This is a genomic window from Nocardioides nitrophenolicus (assembly GCF_016907515.1).
Taxonomy (GTDB): domain Bacteria; phylum Actinomycetota; class Actinomycetes; order Propionibacteriales; family Nocardioidaceae; genus Nocardioides; species Nocardioides nitrophenolicus.
The window spans coordinates 5107183-5125092 of sequence record NZ_JAFBBY010000001.1; the positions used below are offsets into that span (position 1 = coordinate 5107183).

The following is a 17910-nucleotide window of genomic DNA, read 5'->3' on the forward strand; positions in this document are numbered from 1 at the left end:
GAGCGGGTCAGGCCGCGAGCCTCCGCGCGTGCGCGACCAGCGCCGCGTGGAGGTCGCGGACCGCGGCCCGCACGTGGTCGCCCTTGCGCCGCAGCAGCACCAGGGTCACCCGGGTGGCGTCACCGGCGATCGGGCGCGAGGTGATCAGCCCGGCGAGCTCCAGCGGGTCGCCGGTCACGCTGTAGTCGGGGAGCACGGTGACCCCCAGGCCCTGGGAGACCATGAACTTGCCCATCTCGGCGCCGTCGGTGGTGTGGCACACCCGCGGCAGCCGGCTGCCGAAGATCCGGTGCGCGAAGCGGTGCATCACGTAGCCCGACCGCATCGCCACGAACCGCTCCTCGCGCAGCTGCTCGACGCTGACCTCGTCCGCGGCGGCCAGCGGATGGTCGGTCGGCAGCACGACGACCGGCCGGCCGTGCAGCAGGTCGGTGCCCATCAGGTCGTGGGCGGGCTCGTCGCCGGCCAGCAGGTTGACCAGGCCGAGGTCCAGGGAGCCCTCGAGCAGGCCCTGGTGGATCTCGGCCTGCTGCACGTTGAGCACCTCGACGGTCGCATTCGGGGCGGTGTCCTGGAAGTCGCGGGACGCCGGCACCAGCAGGGTCGAGGTGGCCGCGTTGACGGTGCCGATGCGCACCGTGCGGCTCACGTTGTGCTGGTCGCCGGCCGTGGTCCGGAGCCGGTCGACCGCATCGAGCACCGCCACCATGCTCGGCAGCAGGTCCAGTCCCTGGCGGCTGATCCGCGCGCCGGTGCGCCGGCGGTCGAGCAGGGTCACCCCGAGCTCGCGCTCCAGCTTGCTCACGGCCTCGCTGAGGGCGGGCTGCGAGATGTGCAGGCTCTCGCTCGCCCGTCGCAGCGACCCGTGCTGGGTCACGGCCGCGACGTACTCCAGCTGCTCGATCCTCACGATGCCCCCTTGTGATGCATTAATTCGAGTGAGTTACTATGGAAAGCGTAGCGCAGCACGCCGGCGACCGCATCGCGGCGGAGTGAGAGGCAGGGCCGATGGCTCCGTCGTCGATCGCGACGGCGCCGGGCCTTGTCCGACTCGCCAAAGTCGAGCAATCTGATCTACATACCCGGATTGAGGAGCAGTGATGACCAGCAGCCAGACCCGCGCACCCGAGCCCCTGAAGTTCGCCTACTGGGTGCCCAACGTGAGCGGCGGCCTCGTGGTGAGCAAGATCGAGCAGCGCACCGACTGGGGCCTCGACTACAACCTCGAGCTGGCCCGGCTCGCCGAGGCCAACGGCTTCGACTACGCGCTCTCGCAGGTGCGCTACATCGCGTCGTACGGCGCCGCCTACCAGCACGAGTCGACCTCGATCAGCCTCGCGATCGCGCTGGCGACCGAGCGGCTCAAGGTGATCGCCGCCGTCCACCCGGGCCTGTGGCAGCCCGGGGTGCTCGCGAAGCTGGTCGCCAGCTCCGACCAGTACACCAAGGGCCGCTTCTGCGTGAACGTCGTCAGCGGCTGGTTCAAGGACGAGTTCACCAAGCTCGGCGAGCCCTGGCTGGAGCACGGCGAGCGCTACCGCCGCTCGGAGGAGTTCATCCGCTACCTGCGCGAGATCTGGACCAGCGACCACGCCGAGCTCAACGGCGACTTCTACCGGCTGCACGACTTCGACCTCAAGCCCAAGCCCTACGAGGTCCCCGGGCGCGCCCACCCGGAGATCTTCATGGGCGGCAACTCCACCGACGCTCGCGGCATGGGCGGCCGGGTCGCCGACTGGTACTTCATGAACGGCAACACGCCCGAGGGCATCGCCGAGCAGATCCACGACGTCAGCGACGTCGCCGCCGTCAACGGCCGGGCCGGCCAGGTGCGCTTCGGCGTCAACGGCTTCCTCATCGGCCGTGACACCGAGGCCGAGGCCCGCGACGTGCTGCGCGAGATCGTGGACAAGGCCGACCGCGAGGCGGTCGAGGGCTTCGGGTCCGCGGTCAAGCAGGCCGGCCAGTCCACGGGCGACAAGGTCGGCATGTGGCAGGACTCCGAGTTCGCCGACCTGGTCCAGTACAACGACGGCTTCCGCACCGGCCTGATCGGCACGCCGGAGCAGATCGCCCACCGGATGCTGGAGTACAAGCGCCGCGGCGTCGACCTGTTCCTGCTCGGCTTCCTGCACTTCCAGGAGGACGTGCAGTACTTCGGCCGCGAGGTGCTGCCGATCGTGCGCGAGCTCGAGGCCGCGGAGCTGGAGCGGGTCTGATGCCGGTCCCCGTCCTCACCGCGCCCGAGGCGCGCGCCGCGGCCGCCGAGCTGGGGGAGCGCTTCGCCAAGGGCGCCGCCGCGCGCGACGCCGAGCGGCAGCTGCCCGTCGACGAGCTCGCCGAGCTGTCCGCCTCCGGGCTGCTCGCGGTGACCGTGCCGGCGGCGTACGGCGGCGCGGGGCTAGCGGCCTCGGAGGTGGCGGAGCTGTTCCGGCTGCTGGCCACGGGCGACCCGAGCATCGCGCAGATCCCGCACAGCCACTTCGTCTACGTCAACGCGCTGCGCCACCAGGGCACGCCCGAGCAGCAGGCCTTCCTCTTCGGTGAGGTGCTGTCCGGCAGGCGGTTCGGCAACGCGCAGTCCGAGATCGGCACCCGCCACGTGCGCGACTACCGCACCACGCTGCGCCCTGACGGCGCCGGTGACTGGGTGCTCGACGGGGAGAAGGGCTACGCCACCGGGGCGCTGCTCGCCGACTGGATCCCGGTGCTGGCGCGGCTCGGCGAGGGCGGCCCGCTCCATGTCGCCTGGGTCGAGCGGCACGCGCCGGGCGTCACCGTCGTCGACGACTGGAACGGCATGGGCCAGCGGACCACGGCCAGCGGCACGGTCCGTCTCGACGGGGTGGCCGTGCGCGCCGACCGGGTCACGCCTTACCACCTGACCTTCGAGGGCCCGCAGACCTACGGCGCCTTCGCCCAGCTGCTGCACGCCGCGCTGGACGCGGGCATCGCCCGGGCCGCGCTGGCCGACGCGGCGGAGTTCGTCACCACCAAGAGCCGGCCCTACCCGGACGCGCTCGCCGAGCTCGGCATCTCCCGGCACGCCGACGACCCGACGGTGGTGCAGGCGTTCGGCGAGCTCGAGCTCGCGGTGCGGGCAGCCGAGGCGCTGGTCGCCGAGGCCGGGCGCGCCGTCGACCGGGCCGACGCCGACCTCGACGCCGAGTCGGCGGGCGCCGCGAGCCTCGCCGTCGCGGCGGCCCGAGCGGCCACGACCAGCGCCAGCCTCGAGGCGTCCACGCGCCTGTTCGAGGTCAGCGGCACCCGCGCCGCGCTCGACGCGCTCAACCTGCACCGCCACTGGCGCAACGCCCGCACCCACACCCTGCACGACCCGGCCGCCTGGAAGGTGCGCCACCTCGGCCACTGGGCCCTCGACGGCCGGCTGCCCCCGAACCACGGCCAGCTCTGACCATCCACCGCGACTCGCAGAAGGACGACATGACACAGCAGCTCAAGTTCCACTGGTTCCTGCCCACCAACGGCGGCGACGGACGACAGGTGGTGGGCGGGGGCCACGGCGTCAACCCCTTCACCGGCGAGCGGCCGAACTCGGTCGGCTACCTCGGCCAGATCGCGCGCAGCGCCGAGCAGCTCGGCTTCGAGGCCGCGCTGACCCCGACCGGCGCCTGGTGTCAGGACGCCTGGGTCTCCACCGCGATGCTCAGCTCGGTGTCGGAGCGGCTGAAGTTCCTCGTCGCCTTCCGCCCCGGCCTCACCTCGCCCTTCCTCGCCGCGCAGATGGCCGGCACCTTCCAGAACCTGTCTGGTGGCCGGCTGCTGCTCAACGTCGTCACCGGCGGCGAGTCCCACGAGCAGCGGATGTACGGCGACCACCTCGACAAGGAGGAGCGCTACGAGCGTTGCGACGAGTTCCTGCACCTGGTCCGGGCGCTGTGGTCCGGCGAGACGTTGACCCACGAGGGCGCCCACTACCGGCTCGACGACGCGGTGCTGGCCCAGATCCCCGACCCGCTGCCGGAGATCTACTTCGGCGGGTCGTCGTCCGCGGCGGGCCGGGTCGCCGCCAAGCACGTCGACGTCTACCTGACCTGGGGCGAGCCGCCGGCCGCCGTACGGGAGAAGATCGAGTGGGTCTCCAAGCTGGCGGCCGACGAGGGGCGTGAGCTGCGCTTCGGCATCCGGCTGCACACCATCGCCCGCGACACCTCCGAGGCGGCCTGGGCCGAGGCGGACCGGCTTCTCGCCGGCATCAGCGACGAGCAGATCGCCCAGGTCCAGGCCGGGCTGCGCCGCAGCGAGTCGGTCGGCCAGGCGCGGATGCTGGAGCTCAACGGCGGCAGCAGGGACGACCTGGTGATCCACCCGAACCTGTGGGCCGGGGTCGGCCTGGTGCGCGGTGGCGCCGGGACCGCGATGGTCGGCAGCTTCACCGAGATCGCCGACCTCGTCGAGCAGTACGCCGAGGTGGGCATCTCCGAGTTCGTGCTGTCGGGATATCCCCACCTCGAGGAGGCGTACTGGTTCGGCGAGGGCGTGCTGCCCGAGCTGGCCCGGCGCGGCCGGTGGTCGCACCCGGCGCCCGCGGGGCCGTCGGTCTCGGCGGTGCCCTTCGGCGCCCGGCAGGTGGTCTCGTGAGCACCGCCGTCGTGGTCGGCAACCCCAAGCCGGCGTCGCGCACCCTCGCCGCCGCAAACCTGGTCGCCACCGAGCTGACCGGCGCCCCGCCGGACCTGGTCGTCGACCTGGCCACCGTCGGGGCCGGGTTGCTGGCCTGGGACGACCCCGAGGCCCGGGACCTGGTCCAGCGGGTGGGGGAGGCCGACCTGGTCGTCTTCGCCTGCCCGACCTACAAGGCGACCTACACCGGCCTGCTCAAGCTCTTCCTCGACCGGTTCGAGGCGCGCCCCCGGGCCGCGGTCGCCGTACCGCTGATGCTGGGGGCGGGGCCCGGCCACGCCCTCGCACCCGAGCTGAGCCTGCGCCCGGTGCTCGCCGAGCTCGGCTTCACCACCGTGCGCGGCCTCTACGTCCTCGACAGCCAGCACGACGACCCGGCCGCGGTCGCCGCCTGGCTGGACCAGGTCCGGCCCGTCGTCGCCGCCCTCGCGGGGGAGTCGGCATGAGCGTCACCGCGCTGACCACCAACCAGGACCTCGACCCGGTGCGGCTGCGGGAGGCGTTCGGCGTCTTCCCGAGCGGCGTGGTCGCGGTCGCCGCGGAGGTCGACGGCGCCCTGGTCGGGCTCGCCGCGAGCTCGTTCACCTCGGTCAGCCTGGACCCGCCGCTGGTGTCGTTCTCGGTCGCGAACACCTCGAAGACCTGGCCCGACCTGCGCCGTGCCGACCACCTCGGGCTCACCATCCTGGCCGAGCACCACGGTGAGGTGTGCCGCCGGCTCGCCGGCCCGGTGGCGCACCGGTTCGACGACGTCGAGGTCACGGTGAGCCCGGCCGGCGCGGTGCTGCTGTCCGACGGCCTGGCGCGCTTCGACTGCACCATCCACGCCGAGGTCGAGGCCGGCGACCACACCCTGGTCCTGCTCGAGCTGCACGCCGTCGACCACGCCGACACCGCCCAGCCGCTGGTCTTCCACCGCAGTGGCTTCGGGAGGCTGACCGCGTCGGCCTGACCATCTCGGCATGTGCCAGCATGTGGCCATGAGCACAGCCGACCGCACCGCCGTCGTGAAGCTGCTCAAGGCCCGGGGAGCCAAGGCCCGGCGCGGCCACCTGCGGATCCCCGTCGGCGAGCTGCTCTGGTACGTCGACGTGCTGGCCGACGGCGTCGGCCCGACCGCCCCGCTGCGGCTCGAGGTGGGCTGCTGGACGAGCGCGCTCCCGCCCGAGCCCGACGGCGGGGCCGTTGACTGCCCGCTGCTGCTGGACGTGCCGCTCGGCGCCGACCCGGTCGGCGCCACCACGGCGCTGCTGGACCGGGTCACCGCGATCGGCGACCTCGGGGCGCTGCGGGGCGGCCTCGCCGAGCTGCCCGGCGCGCTGGTCGACCAGCGGCTGCGGGACCTGCTGTAGGAGGCTCAGACCTGCTGGCTGAGCAGGCCCGTGTCGACGTCGTAGATGAACCCGCCGACCTTGACGGTGTCGGGGATGAGCGGGTGCGAGGTCACCTTCCGGACGTCCTCGGCCAGGGTCGCCTTCTGGTCGGCGATCACGTGGAAGGCGTGCCAGGTCACGTCGTGGCCGACGGCGGCGCCGATCTTCTCGTGGATCTGGGCCTCGGTGCTCGACGCCATCGCGCAGCGGGTGTGGGGGATCACCAGGATCCGGTCCACGTTGAGCAGGTGGGCGCCGAGCACGAGCGCCTCGAGGGCGGCCTCGGTGACCCGGCCTCCCGGGTTGCGGAAGATCTTGGCGTCGCCGTAGTCGAGGCCGAGCATGCGCAGCGGGTCGATGCGGGAGTCCATGCAGGTCACGATCGCGACACCGGCATGGGCCTTGCCGTCGAACCCGCCCTGGTCGAAGGTCTCGGCGTAGTCGCGGTTCGCCTTCAGCAGATCGTCGAAGTCACCCATGACCCTCAGGTTAGCGGCCCGCGCGCAGCACCTCGGCCGTGTCCACGTCGCGAGTGGGGGCGCGGGAGAGCAGCGCCACGGCGAGGACGGCGGCGGCGAGGGCGGCGACCGCCGCGCCCCGGAACACCGCCTGCTCCTGGACGATGCCGAGCTCGCTGAGGCCCAGGCTCGGATCGGCGGCCCGGGCGGCGTACAGGCGGCGCAGGCCGATCGTGGTCAGCGCGGAGATGCCGACCAGCATGCCGACCATCCGGGCGACGACGACGAGCGCGCTGGCCACGCCGTGGGCGTCGTCGGAGGTGGTCGCCAGGATCGCGGCATTGACCGGGGCCAGGGCCAGGCCGAAGCCGAAGCCGCCCACGACCAGGGGCAAGGTGGCGCTGAGCTGCTCCAGGCTGTGGGCGTCCCACTGGCCCATCAACAGGAAGGAGCCGCTGGCGGCGAGCATGCCGGCGGCGGTCAGGACACCGGCGTTGACGCGGCGCAGCAGCCAGCCGCCCACGACGGCGCCGACGGGCAGCGCGGCCAGGAAGCGCAGCAGCACCAGCGCCGCGCCGAGCTGGGAGTCCTTCTCGGTGGTGGTGCGGGCGAAGAGCGGGATGTCGACGAGCGCGGCGATCAGCGCCCAGCCGACCAGGAAGCTGACCGCGAGGGCGCCCCAGGCCGGGACCGGGCGCAGCGCGCCGCGGGGCACGATCGGCGCGTCGGCGCGGCGCAGGTGGAGCACGAGCAGGACCAGCGCCACCGCGGAGCCGGTGAGGAACCACGGACCCTGCGGGGAGAAGACCGCCACCTCGGGGTCGGCCGTCGCGAAGGCCAGCACGATGCCGCCGAGGACCACCGCGAGCAGGCCGGCGCCGAGCAGGTCGGCCGCGAGCAGGTGGCGCAGCCAGCCGCGCAGGTCGACCAGCGCCCGCGGCCGGAGCCAGCACCAGGCGACGAGCAGCACGAAGGCGGCGATGGTGGCGACCCCGACCGGGGTGACCCACCGGCTGCCGCCGTCGACGTACGGGATGAACAGCCGGCCCCAGCTGAGGTCGCGCTGGAGTCCGCCCGGCTCGACGAAGGTGAGGAAGCCGGCGACCAGGGTGACGGCGAGCAGCAGGATGCCGACCAGGTCGGGGAGGCGCCGGGGCCGGGGCCGGTCCGCCGCGTCGGTACGCCGGGCGACCACGCCGACGGCGACGGCCAGCAGCGCGCCGACGGCCAGGTTGACCGCGAAGATCCCGCGCCACGAGGTGAAGGACAGCACCAAGGCGCCGAACAGCGGGCCGAGGACGCTGCCGAACTCCTGGACCGCGGAGACGATGCCGAGGGGGAGCCCGCGCCGCTCGACGGGGTAGAGCGCGGCGACCAGGGACATGGTCGCCGGGACCAGCCCGCCGCCGCCCACGCCCTGCAGGAACCGGCCGGCCACCATCGACGGCAGGTCGTAGGAGATCGCCGTCACGAGCGAGCCCGCGGCGAACACGACGAGGGACATCGCCAGCACCGGGACCTGGCCGCGCAGGTCCGCGATCCGGCCGATCAGCGGCAGGATGGCGACGTAGCCCAGCAGGAAGCCGGACACGATCGGCGCGGCCCGCTGCAGCTCCTCGACCGGGATCCCCGCGCCGGCCATCATGTCGGGCAGCGCCAGCACGACGACATAGGTGTCGACCGCCGCGAAGGCGACGGCGAGCGTGCAGAAGGCCAGCAGCAGCCGGTTGGCGGCGCTCATCGGTGGCGGCTCACTTCGGAGCCGAGATGTCCTTCGTGACGTCGTACTTCGTGACGTCGATGGTGTAGGTCAGCGGCTCGGAGTCCTTGAAGAAGACGCCGGTGAGCCGGGCGGTGCGCAGGTAGCCGTCGTCGTCGAGACGGTAGGTCGCCTCGAACTCGTCGCCCTCGGCGCACGGCAGGATCGCGCGGATCGAGTCGCCCGTGGCGGTGCCGGCGTAGGTGTGGAAGATCTCCTTGTTGTCCGTGCCGCCGCGCTCGGACTTCCCGGCCTTCACGCCGGTGCTGCTGGTGAGCACGGTCGCGACCCCGGTCGCCGGGTCGAGCAGCTTGGCCGGGTCGGGCGCGCACAGGTCGGCCGGCTGGTACTGGTCGGTCCAGCCCAGGATGGGGGCGTTGATCCACAGCGTGCCGTCGACGGAGATCACGTCGATCGAGCTGGCCTCGAAGCCGCTGACCCGGCCCGCGACGGTGCCCTCGAAGGCCGGCGGGTCGGCGACGATGGTGCCGCTCGCGGACGAGAGGTAGTCGGTGCCGGGGTCGTCGCCGGTCGAGAGCGAGACCTCGATGCCGCTGGTGTCGTCGAGCAGCTGCTTGGCCTTGGCGCCCGCGTCGGACCAGGAGTCGGCCTTGGTCGAGCCACCGCCGCCGTCGTCACCGGAGCACGCGGACAGGCCGGCGACGGCGAGCACGGAGGTGAGCAGGCCGGCGGCCACGCGGGTCGGGGTCGTCATGCGCTCACCCTGACACACCCAAGGTGACCTGCAGCGGACCGGCGGCCGCGGCGAGCGCCTGGCTGCCGGGGACGCCGGAGCCGTCGCGGCGGCCGGTGGCCTCCGGCAGGTCGACCGGCGCGCCGCTCGCGGCCGCGGCCCGCGCGGGCGCGGGACCCGCCCAGGCGAACACCAGGGTGTCCTCGCCCTTGAGGAAGCGGTGGCAGCGCACGCCGCCGGTGGCCCGGCCCTTGGCGGGGTACTCCCAGAAGTCGGTCACCTTCACCGAGCACGGCTCGGTGCCGGGCAGGGCGGTCGCGGAGCCGGACGAGGTCACCAGGACCACGCCGCCGGGGGAGTTGAGGTCGAGGACGCCGAACCAGACCACCCGCTCGCGCTCGGTCACCCGGACGCCGGCCATGCCGCCGCCCGAGCGGCCCTGCGGCCGCACGCTCTCGGCGCCGTAGTGGAGCAGCTGGGCGTCGGAGGTGACGAAGCACAGCTCCTCGGTGCCGGTCGTCAGCTGGACCGCGCCGACCACCTCGTCGCCGTCCTTGAGGGAGATGACCTCCCACTCGTCCTTGTTGAGCACCTCGGGGTTGACCCGCTTGACGACGCCCTGCCGGGTGCCGAGCGCGAGCCCGGGTCCCTCGGTGGTGAGGGTGGTGAGCGCCAGCGCCCGCTCGCCGGCGGCCAGCTCGAGCACCTCGCTGAGCGGCAGGCCGCCCTGGAGGTTCGGCTCGTTGGCCGACGGGGGGATCGCGGGCAGGTCGAGCACCGCGAGACGCAGTAGCCGGCCGGCGGAGGTGAGCACGCCGATGTCGGCGCGTGCGGTCGTGCGCACGGCGGAGACGACCACGTCGTGGTTGGCCCGGCCGCCGCCCGTGCCGACCTCGTCGGCGCTGCTCGTGCGGGCCAGCAGACCGGTCGAGGAGAGCAGCGCGAAGCACGGGTCGTCGGCCACCTCGAGCGGCGCGGCCGCGGCGGCGACGGCGGTGGTGCCGGCCGACTCGAGCAGGACGGTACGCCGGGGCGTGCCGAAGGTCTTGGCGACGTCGGCCAGCTCGGTGGAGACCTGCTTCTTGAGCAGGCCCTCGTCGGCGAGGATCGCGTCGAGCTCCTCGATCTCCTTGCGCAGCTCCTCCTGCTCCTTCTCCAGCTCGAGGCGGGAGAACCGGGTGAGCCGGCGCAGCTGCATCTCGAGGATGTACTCGGCCTGGACCTCGGAGAGCTCGAAGACCGTCATCAGCCGCTCCTTGGCGGCCGCCGAGTTGTCGCTCGTGCGGATCACCTGGATCACCTCGTCGATGTCGAGGAGGGCCAGCAGCAGGCCGTCGACCAGGTGGAGGCGGGCGGCCTTCTTGTTGCGGCGGAACTGCGAGCGGCGCCGGACGACGTCGTAGCGGTGCTCGAGGAAGACCTCGAGCATCTCCTTGAGGCCCATGGTGCGAGGCTGGCCGTCGACGAGCGCGACGTTGTTGATGCCGAAGGAGTCCTCGAGCGGGGTCAGCTTGTAGAGCTGCTCGAGCAGCGCCTCGGGCACGAAGCCGTTCTTGACCTCGATCACCAGCCGCAGGCCGTTCTCGCGGTCGGTGAGGTCCTTGATGTCGGCGATGCCCTGCAGCTTCTTCGACTGCACCAGCACCTTGATCCGCTCGACGACCTTCTCGGTGCCGACGCCGTAGGGCAGCTCGGTGACGACGATGCCCTTGCGCCGCCCGATCGTCTCGACCCGCGCGGTCGCCCGCATCTTGAACACGCCCCGGCCGGTCTCGTAGGCGTCGCGGATCCCGTCGAGGCCCACGATCTTGCCGCCGGTGGGCAGGTCGGGGCCCGGGATGAACCGCATCAGGCCGTCGATGTCGGTCTTGGGGTGCTGGATCAGGTGGCGCAGCGCCTGGACCACCTCGACCAGGTTGTGGGGCGCCATGTTGGTGGCCATGCCGACCGCGATGCCGGTCGTGCCGTTGACGACGAGGTTGGGGATCGCCGAGGGGAGCACGGTCGGCTCGTGCTCGCGGCTGTCGTAGTTGGGCTTGAAGTCGACGGTGTCCTCGTCGATCGACTCGGTCATCGCCAGCGCCGGCGGCGCCATCCGGCACTCGGTGTTGTGGTTGACGAAGCCGCCCGCGAGGAAGGAGTGGTCCTCGCTTTCGACCCGGATCGAATAGACGGGCGCGGGCGCCTCGTCCTCGACCGTGGCGACCTCGACGAAGCGGTAGCCGGAGTCCATCACCGACGCCACGACGGCGAGGACCTCCGGATCCTTGAACTTCGTCACCAGCAGACTGCGGTCGGCCTGCCAGCGTTCCATGCGGTCGAAGTTGTGTTGCAGGAGCCAGGACTTGCCGGTGCCCCGGCCCTCGCCCAGGGAGTCGCGGACGTAGTCGGCGACGTAGGGCGCGAAGTCGCGCGAGAGCCGGTGGGTGTAGCGCGGCAAGCCGCGGAGCAGGCCTTCCAGCTTCCGGCGCTTCTCGGTCAGGAATCCCACCCGCTCCGCGAACGCGTGCAGGTTGTGGAGCCCCGAGATCACGATCCGGTACTCGCCCCGGAGGTAGTGGGTCAGGTTGCTGTGGACACCGAACTCGAGGAGCAGCTCCTGAATCCCGGCGGCGAGCACCTTGCTGTAGGTCGAGTACTGGATGGTGATCGAGTTGCCGCCGACCTGGTGAACGCCGCCGTCGCCCTCGAACAGCGCCATCAGGAAGGCGCGCTTGAGACCGGGGGAGCCCTGCCAGACCAGCTCCGGGATGAACTTGTCGGCGGCCTGATGGCCGATCAGCGGAGCGAGCGGGCTCGCCGCGAAGGCCTGCATGTTCTGGATGTCGAGCTCGTGGATGACGCGCCCCGAGCGCCGGGTCTCGCGCGAGGAGACGTAACGCGGTCCGCCCACGATCGCGTCGTACGCCTCGACCACGTACTGGAAGTACTCGTGGTCGGTGTTGCTGAACCCGGCGCGCGCGGCGCTGGCGAAGCCCTCGGAGGCCCAGCCGCCGAGCAGCGTGCCGAGCATCATCTCGTAGGCCATCGGGATCTCGGTGACCCAGGCGTTGCGGGCCAGGCAGACGACGGTCCCCGGTGTGATCTCGTCGAGGCGACGCCACTGGAACATCGGCACACCCGCGATCGGGACGAGGCACAGGAGTGGATGGTTGTGGCTGCCGGCGATCGAGTGGCCGCTGCGCGTCGTGACCCGCTTGATCGGGTGGGTGCCGGAGTTGAACACCTTGGTGACGCGGACGGCCTTGCCGTCCTTGTCGAGCACCTCGAAGTCGGCGTCGGCCTCGGCGTTCTCGGGCAGGGCGACGAGCTCGTCGATCCGGACCGAGCCACCGTCGGCGAGCCGGACCCGGGCGTCGCCGGTCAGGCAGTACCGCATCGCGGCCGGCGGGTCGTCGGGCGATCCGAAGTTGCCGTGTCCGTCGATGAACGGCAGCCGCAGCGACCACGACTGGGCGGTGCGGACCAGGGCGTCGTAGATCGCCCCGTCGCCGTGAGGGTGCAGCCGACCCATGACCTCGCCGACGACGCGGGCGGACTTCACATGCCCCCGGTCGGGCCGGAGGCTCATGTCGTTCATCGTGTAGAGGATCCGGCGCTGCACCGGCTTCAGCCCGTCGCGCGCGTCGGGCAGGGCGCGGGAGTAGATGACGGAGTAGGCGTACTCCAGGAAGGACGACTGCATCTCGTCGCGGATGTCGGTGTCGAGGATGTGCTCCTCGAAGTCCTCGGGGAGGGGATCCTGCTTGGTGCGCCGTGCCATGGGGGGCATTCTTCCGGGTGGGTCCGACACGCGTGGCAGGGGCACGCCGTGGGCCGCGATGATTCGGGCCCGCGCGACCGGTCTGCCCCACCATGGCGACGGTGATGATGCATGCGGTGGCGTCCCTCGACGGCTTCATCGCGGACGACAACGACGACGTGGGCCCGCTCTTCGACTGGTACTTCAACGGCGACCACCCGCTCACCGACGGGGCCGAGCACGGGCCGTTCGCCGTCTCGGAGGCGTCGGCGGGCTACGTGCGCCCGATGTGGCGCAGCATCCGGGCGATCATCCAGGGGCGCCGGCTGTTCGACCAGACCAACGGGTGGGAGGCGACGCCGCCGGCGGGGGAGCACCTGCTGGTGGTCTCGCACCGGCCCAAGCCGGAGGGCTGGCACCCCGAGGCCGACGTCCCGTTCTTCGACGACGTCGCGGCCGCGGTCGAGGAGGGGAGGCGGCGGGCCGGCGACGGCGTGCTGGCGATCTGCGCCGGCGACGTGGGCGGACAGGCGCTCGCGGCGGGCCTGGTGGACGTGGTCGCGATCGACGTCGTCCCGGTGGTCTTCGGGTCCGGGAAGCGCTACTTCGGGTCGGTCCAGGGGCAGCACCTGCTCGAGGATCCGGACGTCGTGGTGCAGGGCGAGCGCGTGCTGCACCTCCAGTACCGCGTGCGGCGCTGACGGGTCTGGTCGGGGCCGATAGATTTCTCCCTGTGAGCCCCGACCCGACGCCGACGGACGAGATCGAGGCGCCGCCCGCGCACTGGGAGGGCGACGTCCTGCTCCGCGACGGCCGGACCGCCCACATCCGGCCGATCCGGGCCGAGGACGACGAGCTGCTCGTCGAGTTCTACGCCCGGGTCTCCGACGAGTCGAAGTACTACCGCTTCTTCTCGCCGATGCCGGTGCTCTCCGAGCGCGACGTACGCCGGTTCACCCACGTCGACCACCGCGACCGGGTGGCGCTGGTGCTGATCCTGCAGGAGCGGATGATCGCCGTCGGCCGCTACGACATGGTGGCGAACCGCGAGGCCGAGGTCGCCTTCCTCGTGGAGGACGAGCACCAGGGCCGCGGCATCGCCCAGCTGCTCCTCGAGCATCTCGCCCAGGCCGGGCGCGAGCGCGGGGTGGAGCGGTTCACCGCGGAGGTGCTGCCCGACAACTCGCGGATGATCCAGACCTTCCGCGACGCGGGCTACAAGGTGGTCAGCGGCTACCACGACGGCGTGATCACCCTCGAGTTCCCGATCGACCCGACCGACACAGCGATCGGCGTGATGCGCGACCGCGAGCACGCCGCCGAGGCCGCGTCGATCCACCGCTTCTTCCACCCGCGCTCGGTCGCGATCATCGGCGCCAGCCGCCGGCAGGACACCATCGGCCAGGTGCTGGTGCGCAACCTGGTCAACGGTGACTTCACCGGCCGGGTCTACGTCGTCAACCCGAGCGCGCCCGCGGTGTCCGGCATCCCGGCGTACAAGAACGTCAACGAGATCCCCGACGACGTCGACGTCGCGATCGTCGCGGTCCCGGCCGACGCGGTGACCGACGTGGTGCTCGACTGCGCCAACAAGGGCGTGCACGGCCTGATCGTCATCTCCTCGGGCTTCGCCGAGACCGGTGAGGAGGGCCGCAAGCGGCAGCGTCACCTCGCGGGGCTGTGCCGCTCCTACGGGCTGCGGCTGATCGGGCCCAACTGCCTGGGCGTGCTCAACACCGACCCGGTGGTGCAGGTCAACGCCTCGCTGTCGTCGGTGATGCCGGCCCGCGGCCGCGCGGGCTTCTTCTGCCAGTCCGGCGCGCTCGGCTCGGCGATCCTGGAGAAGGTCAAGAACCGCGGTCTCGGCATCTCCACCTTCGTCAGCGCCGGCAACCGCGCCGACGTGTCCGGCAACGACCTCCTGCAGTACTGGGAGGAGGACGACGCCACCGAGGTCGTGATGATGTACCTCGAGTCCATCGGAAACCCGCGCAAGTTCTCCCGGATCGCGCGCCGGGTCTCGGCCCGCAAGCCGATCGTCGCGGTCCGGTCCGGCCGGACCACGCAGGGCGTGCCGATGGGCCACACCGTCCGCCGGATCGGGGCCCCGCAGGCCGCGGTCGACGCGATGTTCCGTCAGGCGGGCGTGATCCAGGTCGACACCCTCGACGACATGTTCGACGTCGCCCAGCTGCTCGCCCACCAGCCGCTCCCGCGGGGGCGCCGGGTCGCGATCGTCGGCAACTCCGACGCGCTCGGGCTGCTCGCCGCCGACGCGGCATCCGCGGTCGGCCTGGTCGTCAACCGCTCGGTCGCCCTCGGCGCCGACGCCACCGCCGAGGACTTCGAGGACGCCCTCGACGACGCCATCGACGACCCCGACGTCGACTCCGTGATCGCCGTCTACATCCCGCCCCTCGACGTGTCCGGCGAGGAGGTCGCCAACGTGCTCGCGGCCGTGGGGGAGCAGTCCGACAAGCCGCTCGTCTCCTCCTTCCTCGGCGCCGAGGGCATCCCCGAGCTGCTGCGGGTCCCCGACGTCGCCGGCTCCTCGGCGGGGCGTGGCTCGGTGCCGTCGTACCCGGCGGTCGAGGCGGCGGTCCGGGCCCTGGCCCGCGTCGTCGAGTACGCCGTGTGGCTGCACGCCCCCGACGGCCCGGCCGCCGACGCCGGCGAGGTCGACGCGCGCAGCGGTCGCCGCCTCGTCGACCGGGTGCTGGCCGACCCCGAGGTGGTCGCCGCCGACCGCGAGGTCGAGCTCGACCAGGACCAGGTCACCGCCCTGCTGCACGCCTACGGCATCGAGCTGTGGCCCTCCGAGGCGGTCGCCGACGTCGACGCGGCCGTGGCCGCCGGAGAGCGGCTCGGCTGGGACGTCGTGCTGAAGTCGACCCTGTCGTCGGTGCGCGAGCGACCCGACCAGATCCACGTGTGGCGCAACATCCCCGACGAGCGCGACATGCGGGAGGCCTGGGACTACCTCGCCGGCCTGGTCGACCCCGCGGTCGGGCGCTTCGTGGTGCAGCGCAACGCCCCGACCGGCGTCCCCATCTCGGTGCGCTCCTTCGAGGACCCGCTGTTCGGGCCGGTCGTCTCGTTCGGCATCTCCGGCCCGGTCATCGACCTGCTGGGGGACTGGTCCTACCGGATCCCGCCGCTGAGCGCCCACGAGGTGTCCGGGATGGTGCGCGAGGTGAAGAGCTCGCCGCTGCTGTTCGGCTACCGCGGCGCCGATCCCGTCAACGTCGCGGCGATCGAGGAGCTGATCACCAAGGTCGCCGCGCTGCAGGGCGACCTGCCGCAGGTCAGCGCGCTCGAGCTGTCGCTGGTGCTCGCCGGCGTCGACTCCGCCGCGGTGCTCACGGCCTCGGTCCGGGTCGCCGCGGTCAAGGACCCCCGGCCCGACTCGCTGGTGCGCCGGATGCCGGACCTGGTCACCACGATCCCGGAGTAGGAGTGGTCGTCCGTCGGCGCCGGCGACGGTCGTGGGAGGATGCGCCCATGACTGACCGGGACCGGGGCGCCGAGCTGAGCGCTGCGATCGACCGTACCGGCTACTACCCGGAGGTCGTCTCCGACGCGGTCGCCGGCGCGGTGGCCGGCGAGACCGTGGTGTCCTACTACGTGCACCACGAGCCGACCTTCGAGCGCGACGAGGTACGCCGCCACCAGACCGTGATCGTGCTGACGCCGTCGCGGCTGATCCTGGCCCACACCGACGAGCACGCCGGCGACGACCTGCTGCCCGAGCCGTACACCTCCACCTCGACCGAGGCGGTCAGTCTCCGGTCGGTGGCCTCCGTCGTGGTCACCCGGATGACGACCAACCCCACCGCCGGCCCGCGCCCGCCCGCCGAGGCGGTGCTCACCATCGGCTGGGGCGCGGTCAACCGGGTCGACCTCGAGCCGGCCGGATGCAACGACCCGCAGTGCGAGGCCGACCACGGCTACACCGGCACCCTGTCGTCCGACGACTTCTCGCTGCGCGTCTCGGCCGCCGCCGACGGCACCGACGCGGTCGGCGGGCTGCTCTCCTTCGCCGCGTCGCTGTCGGCGCTGACGAGGGGCTGACCGGGTGGAGGTCGCCGCCGCCTTCTGCGAGCCGGCGTACGGCGTCCGCTCGCTCGGCGACATCGTCCCGGCCGCGGCGCACGCCCTCGGCAGCCCGCTCGGGCCGGCGCCGACCGGGCTGGTGCTGCCCGAGGCGTCGTCGTACGTCGTCTTCCTGATCGACGGGCTCGGCGCCCGGCTGCTCGAGCGCTACGCCCACGCGGCGCCGTACCTCTCCTCGCTGCTGGAGAGCTCCGCGCCGGCGACCGCCAGCGTGCCGTCGACCACGTCGACGTCGCTCACCACGCTCGGCACCGGGCTCACCCCCGGCGCCCACGGCCTGGTCGGCTTCACCACGCGCATCCCCGGCACCAGCGAGCTGCTCAACGCGCTGCTCTGGGACGGCGACGTCGACCCGGTCCAGTGGCAGCCGCACCAGACCACGTTCTCGTCGCTGCAGGCAGCGGGCGTGCGGGTGACGGTGGTCAACAAGCGGGAGTTCAACGGCAGCGGGCTGACCGTGGCGGCCCACCGCGGCGCGGAGTACGTCGGCGTGGACCGGGTCGGCGAGCGGATCGCCGCCGTGGTCGCCGCGTCCGCCGCGTCCCCGCGCCAGCCCACGCTGACCTACGTCTACGACGGCGACCTCGACTGGACCGGCCACCGCTGGGGGGTCGCGTCGAGCCAGTGGCTGCAGCAGCTCGCGATGATCGACCACGAGGCCGAGCAGCTGCGCGAGGCGCTGCCCGCCGACCGCCGCCTGGTGGTGATCGCCGACCACGGCATGGTCGACGTACCCGCCTCGGCCCGGCTCGACGTGTCGGCCGACGACGACCTGCGCGCCGGCGTCGCCCTGGTCGGTGGCGAGGCACGCTTCCGCCACCTCTACTGCACCGGCGGCGCGGTCCCCGACGTGGTCGCGACCTGGCGTGAGCGGCTGGGGGAGCGGGCCGAGGTGCTCAGCCGGTCCGAGGCGATCGGCCGCGGCTGGTTCGGACCGGTCGACCCGTCGGTGCTGCCGCGCATCGGCGACGTGGTGGTGGCCTGCCGCGGTGACTTCGCGGTGCTGTCGACCGACGGCTTTCCCTACGAGAACAAGCTGATCGGCATGCACGGCTCGCTGACCCCCGACGAGATGCTGATCCCGGTCCTCGTCGACTGACGCCGTACCCGACGGGCTCGAGGCGCGC

The 17910-nt window shown here is 72.5% G+C and carries 14 protein-coding genes and 2 pseudogenes; 10 read left to right on the top strand and 6 right to left on the bottom strand.

Annotated features, from left to right (window positions below):
* Window positions 1-7: 7 nt before the first annotated feature.
* Window positions 8-910, bottom strand: coding sequence for a LysR family transcriptional regulator (locus JOD66_RS24585; RefSeq protein ID WP_204839413.1), 903 nt, complete (start codon window positions 908-910; stop codon window positions 8-10).
* 190 nt (window positions 911-1100) lie between these two features.
* On the opposite strand from JOD66_RS24585, the gene sfnG reads away from it, so the two are divergent.
* From sfnG to JOD66_RS24615, 6 genes are read left to right on the top strand one after another with little or no spacing between them, the layout of a single operon-like run.
* Entirely contained in the window at window positions 1101-2219 is a 1119-nt protein-coding gene (gene sfnG, locus JOD66_RS24590) for a dimethylsulfone monooxygenase SfnG (RefSeq protein WP_204839414.1), read from the top strand.
* Window positions 2219-3415, top strand: coding sequence for an SfnB family sulfur acquisition oxidoreductase (locus JOD66_RS24595; RefSeq protein WP_204839415.1), 1197 nt, complete (start codon window positions 2219-2221; stop codon window positions 3413-3415). The genes sfnG and JOD66_RS24595 overlap by 1 nt, the downstream gene beginning before the upstream one ends.
* A gap of 29 nt (window positions 3416-3444) precedes the next feature.
* Window positions 3445-4602 (top strand): LLM class flavin-dependent oxidoreductase, encoded by a 1158-nt coding sequence (locus JOD66_RS24600; RefSeq protein WP_204839416.1) that lies wholly within the window; start codon window positions 3445-3447, stop codon window positions 4600-4602.
* Entirely contained in the window at window positions 4599-5090 is a 492-nt protein-coding gene (locus tag JOD66_RS24605) for an NAD(P)H-dependent oxidoreductase (protein WP_204839417.1), read from the top strand. Before JOD66_RS24600 ends, JOD66_RS24605 begins: the two co-directional genes overlap by 4 nt.
* Window positions 5087-5596: a flavin reductase family protein gene (locus JOD66_RS24610; protein WP_204839418.1), complete on the top strand. Its 510-nt coding sequence runs from the start codon at window positions 5087-5089 to the stop codon at window positions 5594-5596. The genes JOD66_RS24605 and JOD66_RS24610 overlap by 4 nt, the downstream gene beginning before the upstream one ends.
* Before the next feature lie 28 nt (window positions 5597-5624).
* Window positions 5625-5996: a hypothetical protein gene (locus JOD66_RS24615; protein WP_204839419.1), complete on the top strand. Its 372-nt coding sequence runs from the start codon at window positions 5625-5627 to the stop codon at window positions 5994-5996.
* Window positions 5997-6001: 5 nt separating this feature from the next.
* Here the strand turns inward: JOD66_RS24615 and JOD66_RS24620 are convergent, their stop codons facing one another.
* The 5 genes and pseudogenes from JOD66_RS24620 to JOD66_RS29755 all read right to left on the bottom strand — a co-directional run.
* The gene (locus JOD66_RS24620; RefSeq protein WP_204839420.1) at window positions 6002-6496 is read right to left on the bottom strand and encodes a beta-class carbonic anhydrase; all 495 of its coding nucleotides are present in this window, start codon (window positions 6494-6496) and stop codon (window positions 6002-6004) included.
* A 10-nt stretch (window positions 6497-6506) separates the two neighbouring features.
* Window positions 6507-8216, bottom strand: coding sequence for an MFS transporter (locus JOD66_RS24625; RefSeq protein ID WP_204839421.1), 1710 nt, complete (start codon window positions 8214-8216; stop codon window positions 6507-6509).
* 10 nt (window positions 8217-8226) lie between these two features.
* Window positions 8227-8949, bottom strand: a complete 723-nt coding sequence (locus JOD66_RS24630; protein WP_204839422.1) for an LppX_LprAFG lipoprotein — start codon at window positions 8947-8949, stop codon at window positions 8227-8229.
* 4 nt (window positions 8950-8953) lie between these two features.
* Window positions 8954-11059, bottom strand: a pseudogene (locus JOD66_RS29750) (DNA gyrase subunit A); the annotation flags it as partial.
* Window positions 11060-11095: 36 nt separating this feature from the next.
* Window positions 11096-12691: pseudogene (locus tag JOD66_RS29755) on the bottom strand (DNA gyrase subunit A); the annotation flags it as partial.
* A gap of 104 nt (window positions 12692-12795) precedes the next feature.
* Between JOD66_RS29755 and JOD66_RS24650 the strand changes: the two are divergent.
* The 4 genes from JOD66_RS24650 to JOD66_RS24665 are packed head-to-tail and all read left to right on the top strand — an operon-like array spanning window position 12796 to window position 17882.
* The gene (locus JOD66_RS24650; protein WP_239547058.1) at window positions 12796-13371 is read left to right on the top strand and encodes a dihydrofolate reductase family protein; all 576 of its coding nucleotides are present in this window, start codon (window positions 12796-12798) and stop codon (window positions 13369-13371) included.
* 32 nt (window positions 13372-13403) lie between these two features.
* A complete protein-coding gene (locus JOD66_RS24655; protein WP_204839424.1) occupies window positions 13404-16124 on the top strand; it encodes a bifunctional acetate--CoA ligase family protein/GNAT family N-acetyltransferase in 2721 nt (906 codons plus the stop codon).
* Between the two features lie 47 nt (window positions 16125-16171).
* A complete protein-coding gene (locus JOD66_RS24660) occupies window positions 16172-16741 on the top strand; it encodes a DUF5998 family protein (RefSeq protein WP_204839425.1) in 570 nt (189 codons plus the stop codon).
* A 4-nt stretch (window positions 16742-16745) separates the two neighbouring features.
* On the top strand, window positions 16746-17882 hold the full coding sequence (locus tag JOD66_RS24665; protein ID WP_204839426.1) for an alkaline phosphatase family protein: 1137 nt from the start codon (window positions 16746-16748) through the stop codon (window positions 17880-17882).
* Window positions 17883-17910: the final 28 nt, after the last annotated feature.

Bases quoted from the DNA above. Each gene is read 5' to 3' on its own strand.
- sfnG (WP_204839414.1), top strand. From the start codon at position 1,101: ATGACCAGCAGCCAGACCCGCGCACCCGAGCCCCTGAAGTTCGCCTAC.
- JOD66_RS24615 (WP_204839419.1), top strand. From the start codon at position 5,625: ATGAGCACAGCCGACCGCACCGCCGTCGTGAAGCTGCTCAAGGCCCGG.
- JOD66_RS24625 (WP_204839421.1), bottom strand. From the start codon at position 8,216: ATGAGCGCCGCCAACCGGCTGCTGCTGGCCTTCTGCACGCTCGCCGTC.
- JOD66_RS24595 (WP_204839415.1), top strand. From the start codon at position 2,219: ATGCCGGTCCCCGTCCTCACCGCGCCCGAGGCGCGCGCCGCGGCCGCC.
- JOD66_RS24650 (WP_239547058.1), top strand. From the start codon at position 12,796: ATGATGCATGCGGTGGCGTCCCTCGACGGCTTCATCGCGGACGACAAC.
- JOD66_RS24630 (WP_204839422.1), bottom strand. From the start codon at position 8,949: ATGACGACCCCGACCCGCGTGGCCGCCGGCCTGCTCACCTCCGTGCTC.
- JOD66_RS24660 (WP_204839425.1), top strand. From the start codon at position 16,172: ATGACTGACCGGGACCGGGGCGCCGAGCTGAGCGCTGCGATCGACCGT.
- JOD66_RS24620 (WP_204839420.1), bottom strand. From the start codon at position 6,496: ATGGGTGACTTCGACGATCTGCTGAAGGCGAACCGCGACTACGCCGAG.
- JOD66_RS24610 (WP_204839418.1), top strand. From the start codon at position 5,087: ATGAGCGTCACCGCGCTGACCACCAACCAGGACCTCGACCCGGTGCGG.
- JOD66_RS24600 (WP_204839416.1), top strand. From the start codon at position 3,445: ATGACACAGCAGCTCAAGTTCCACTGGTTCCTGCCCACCAACGGCGGC.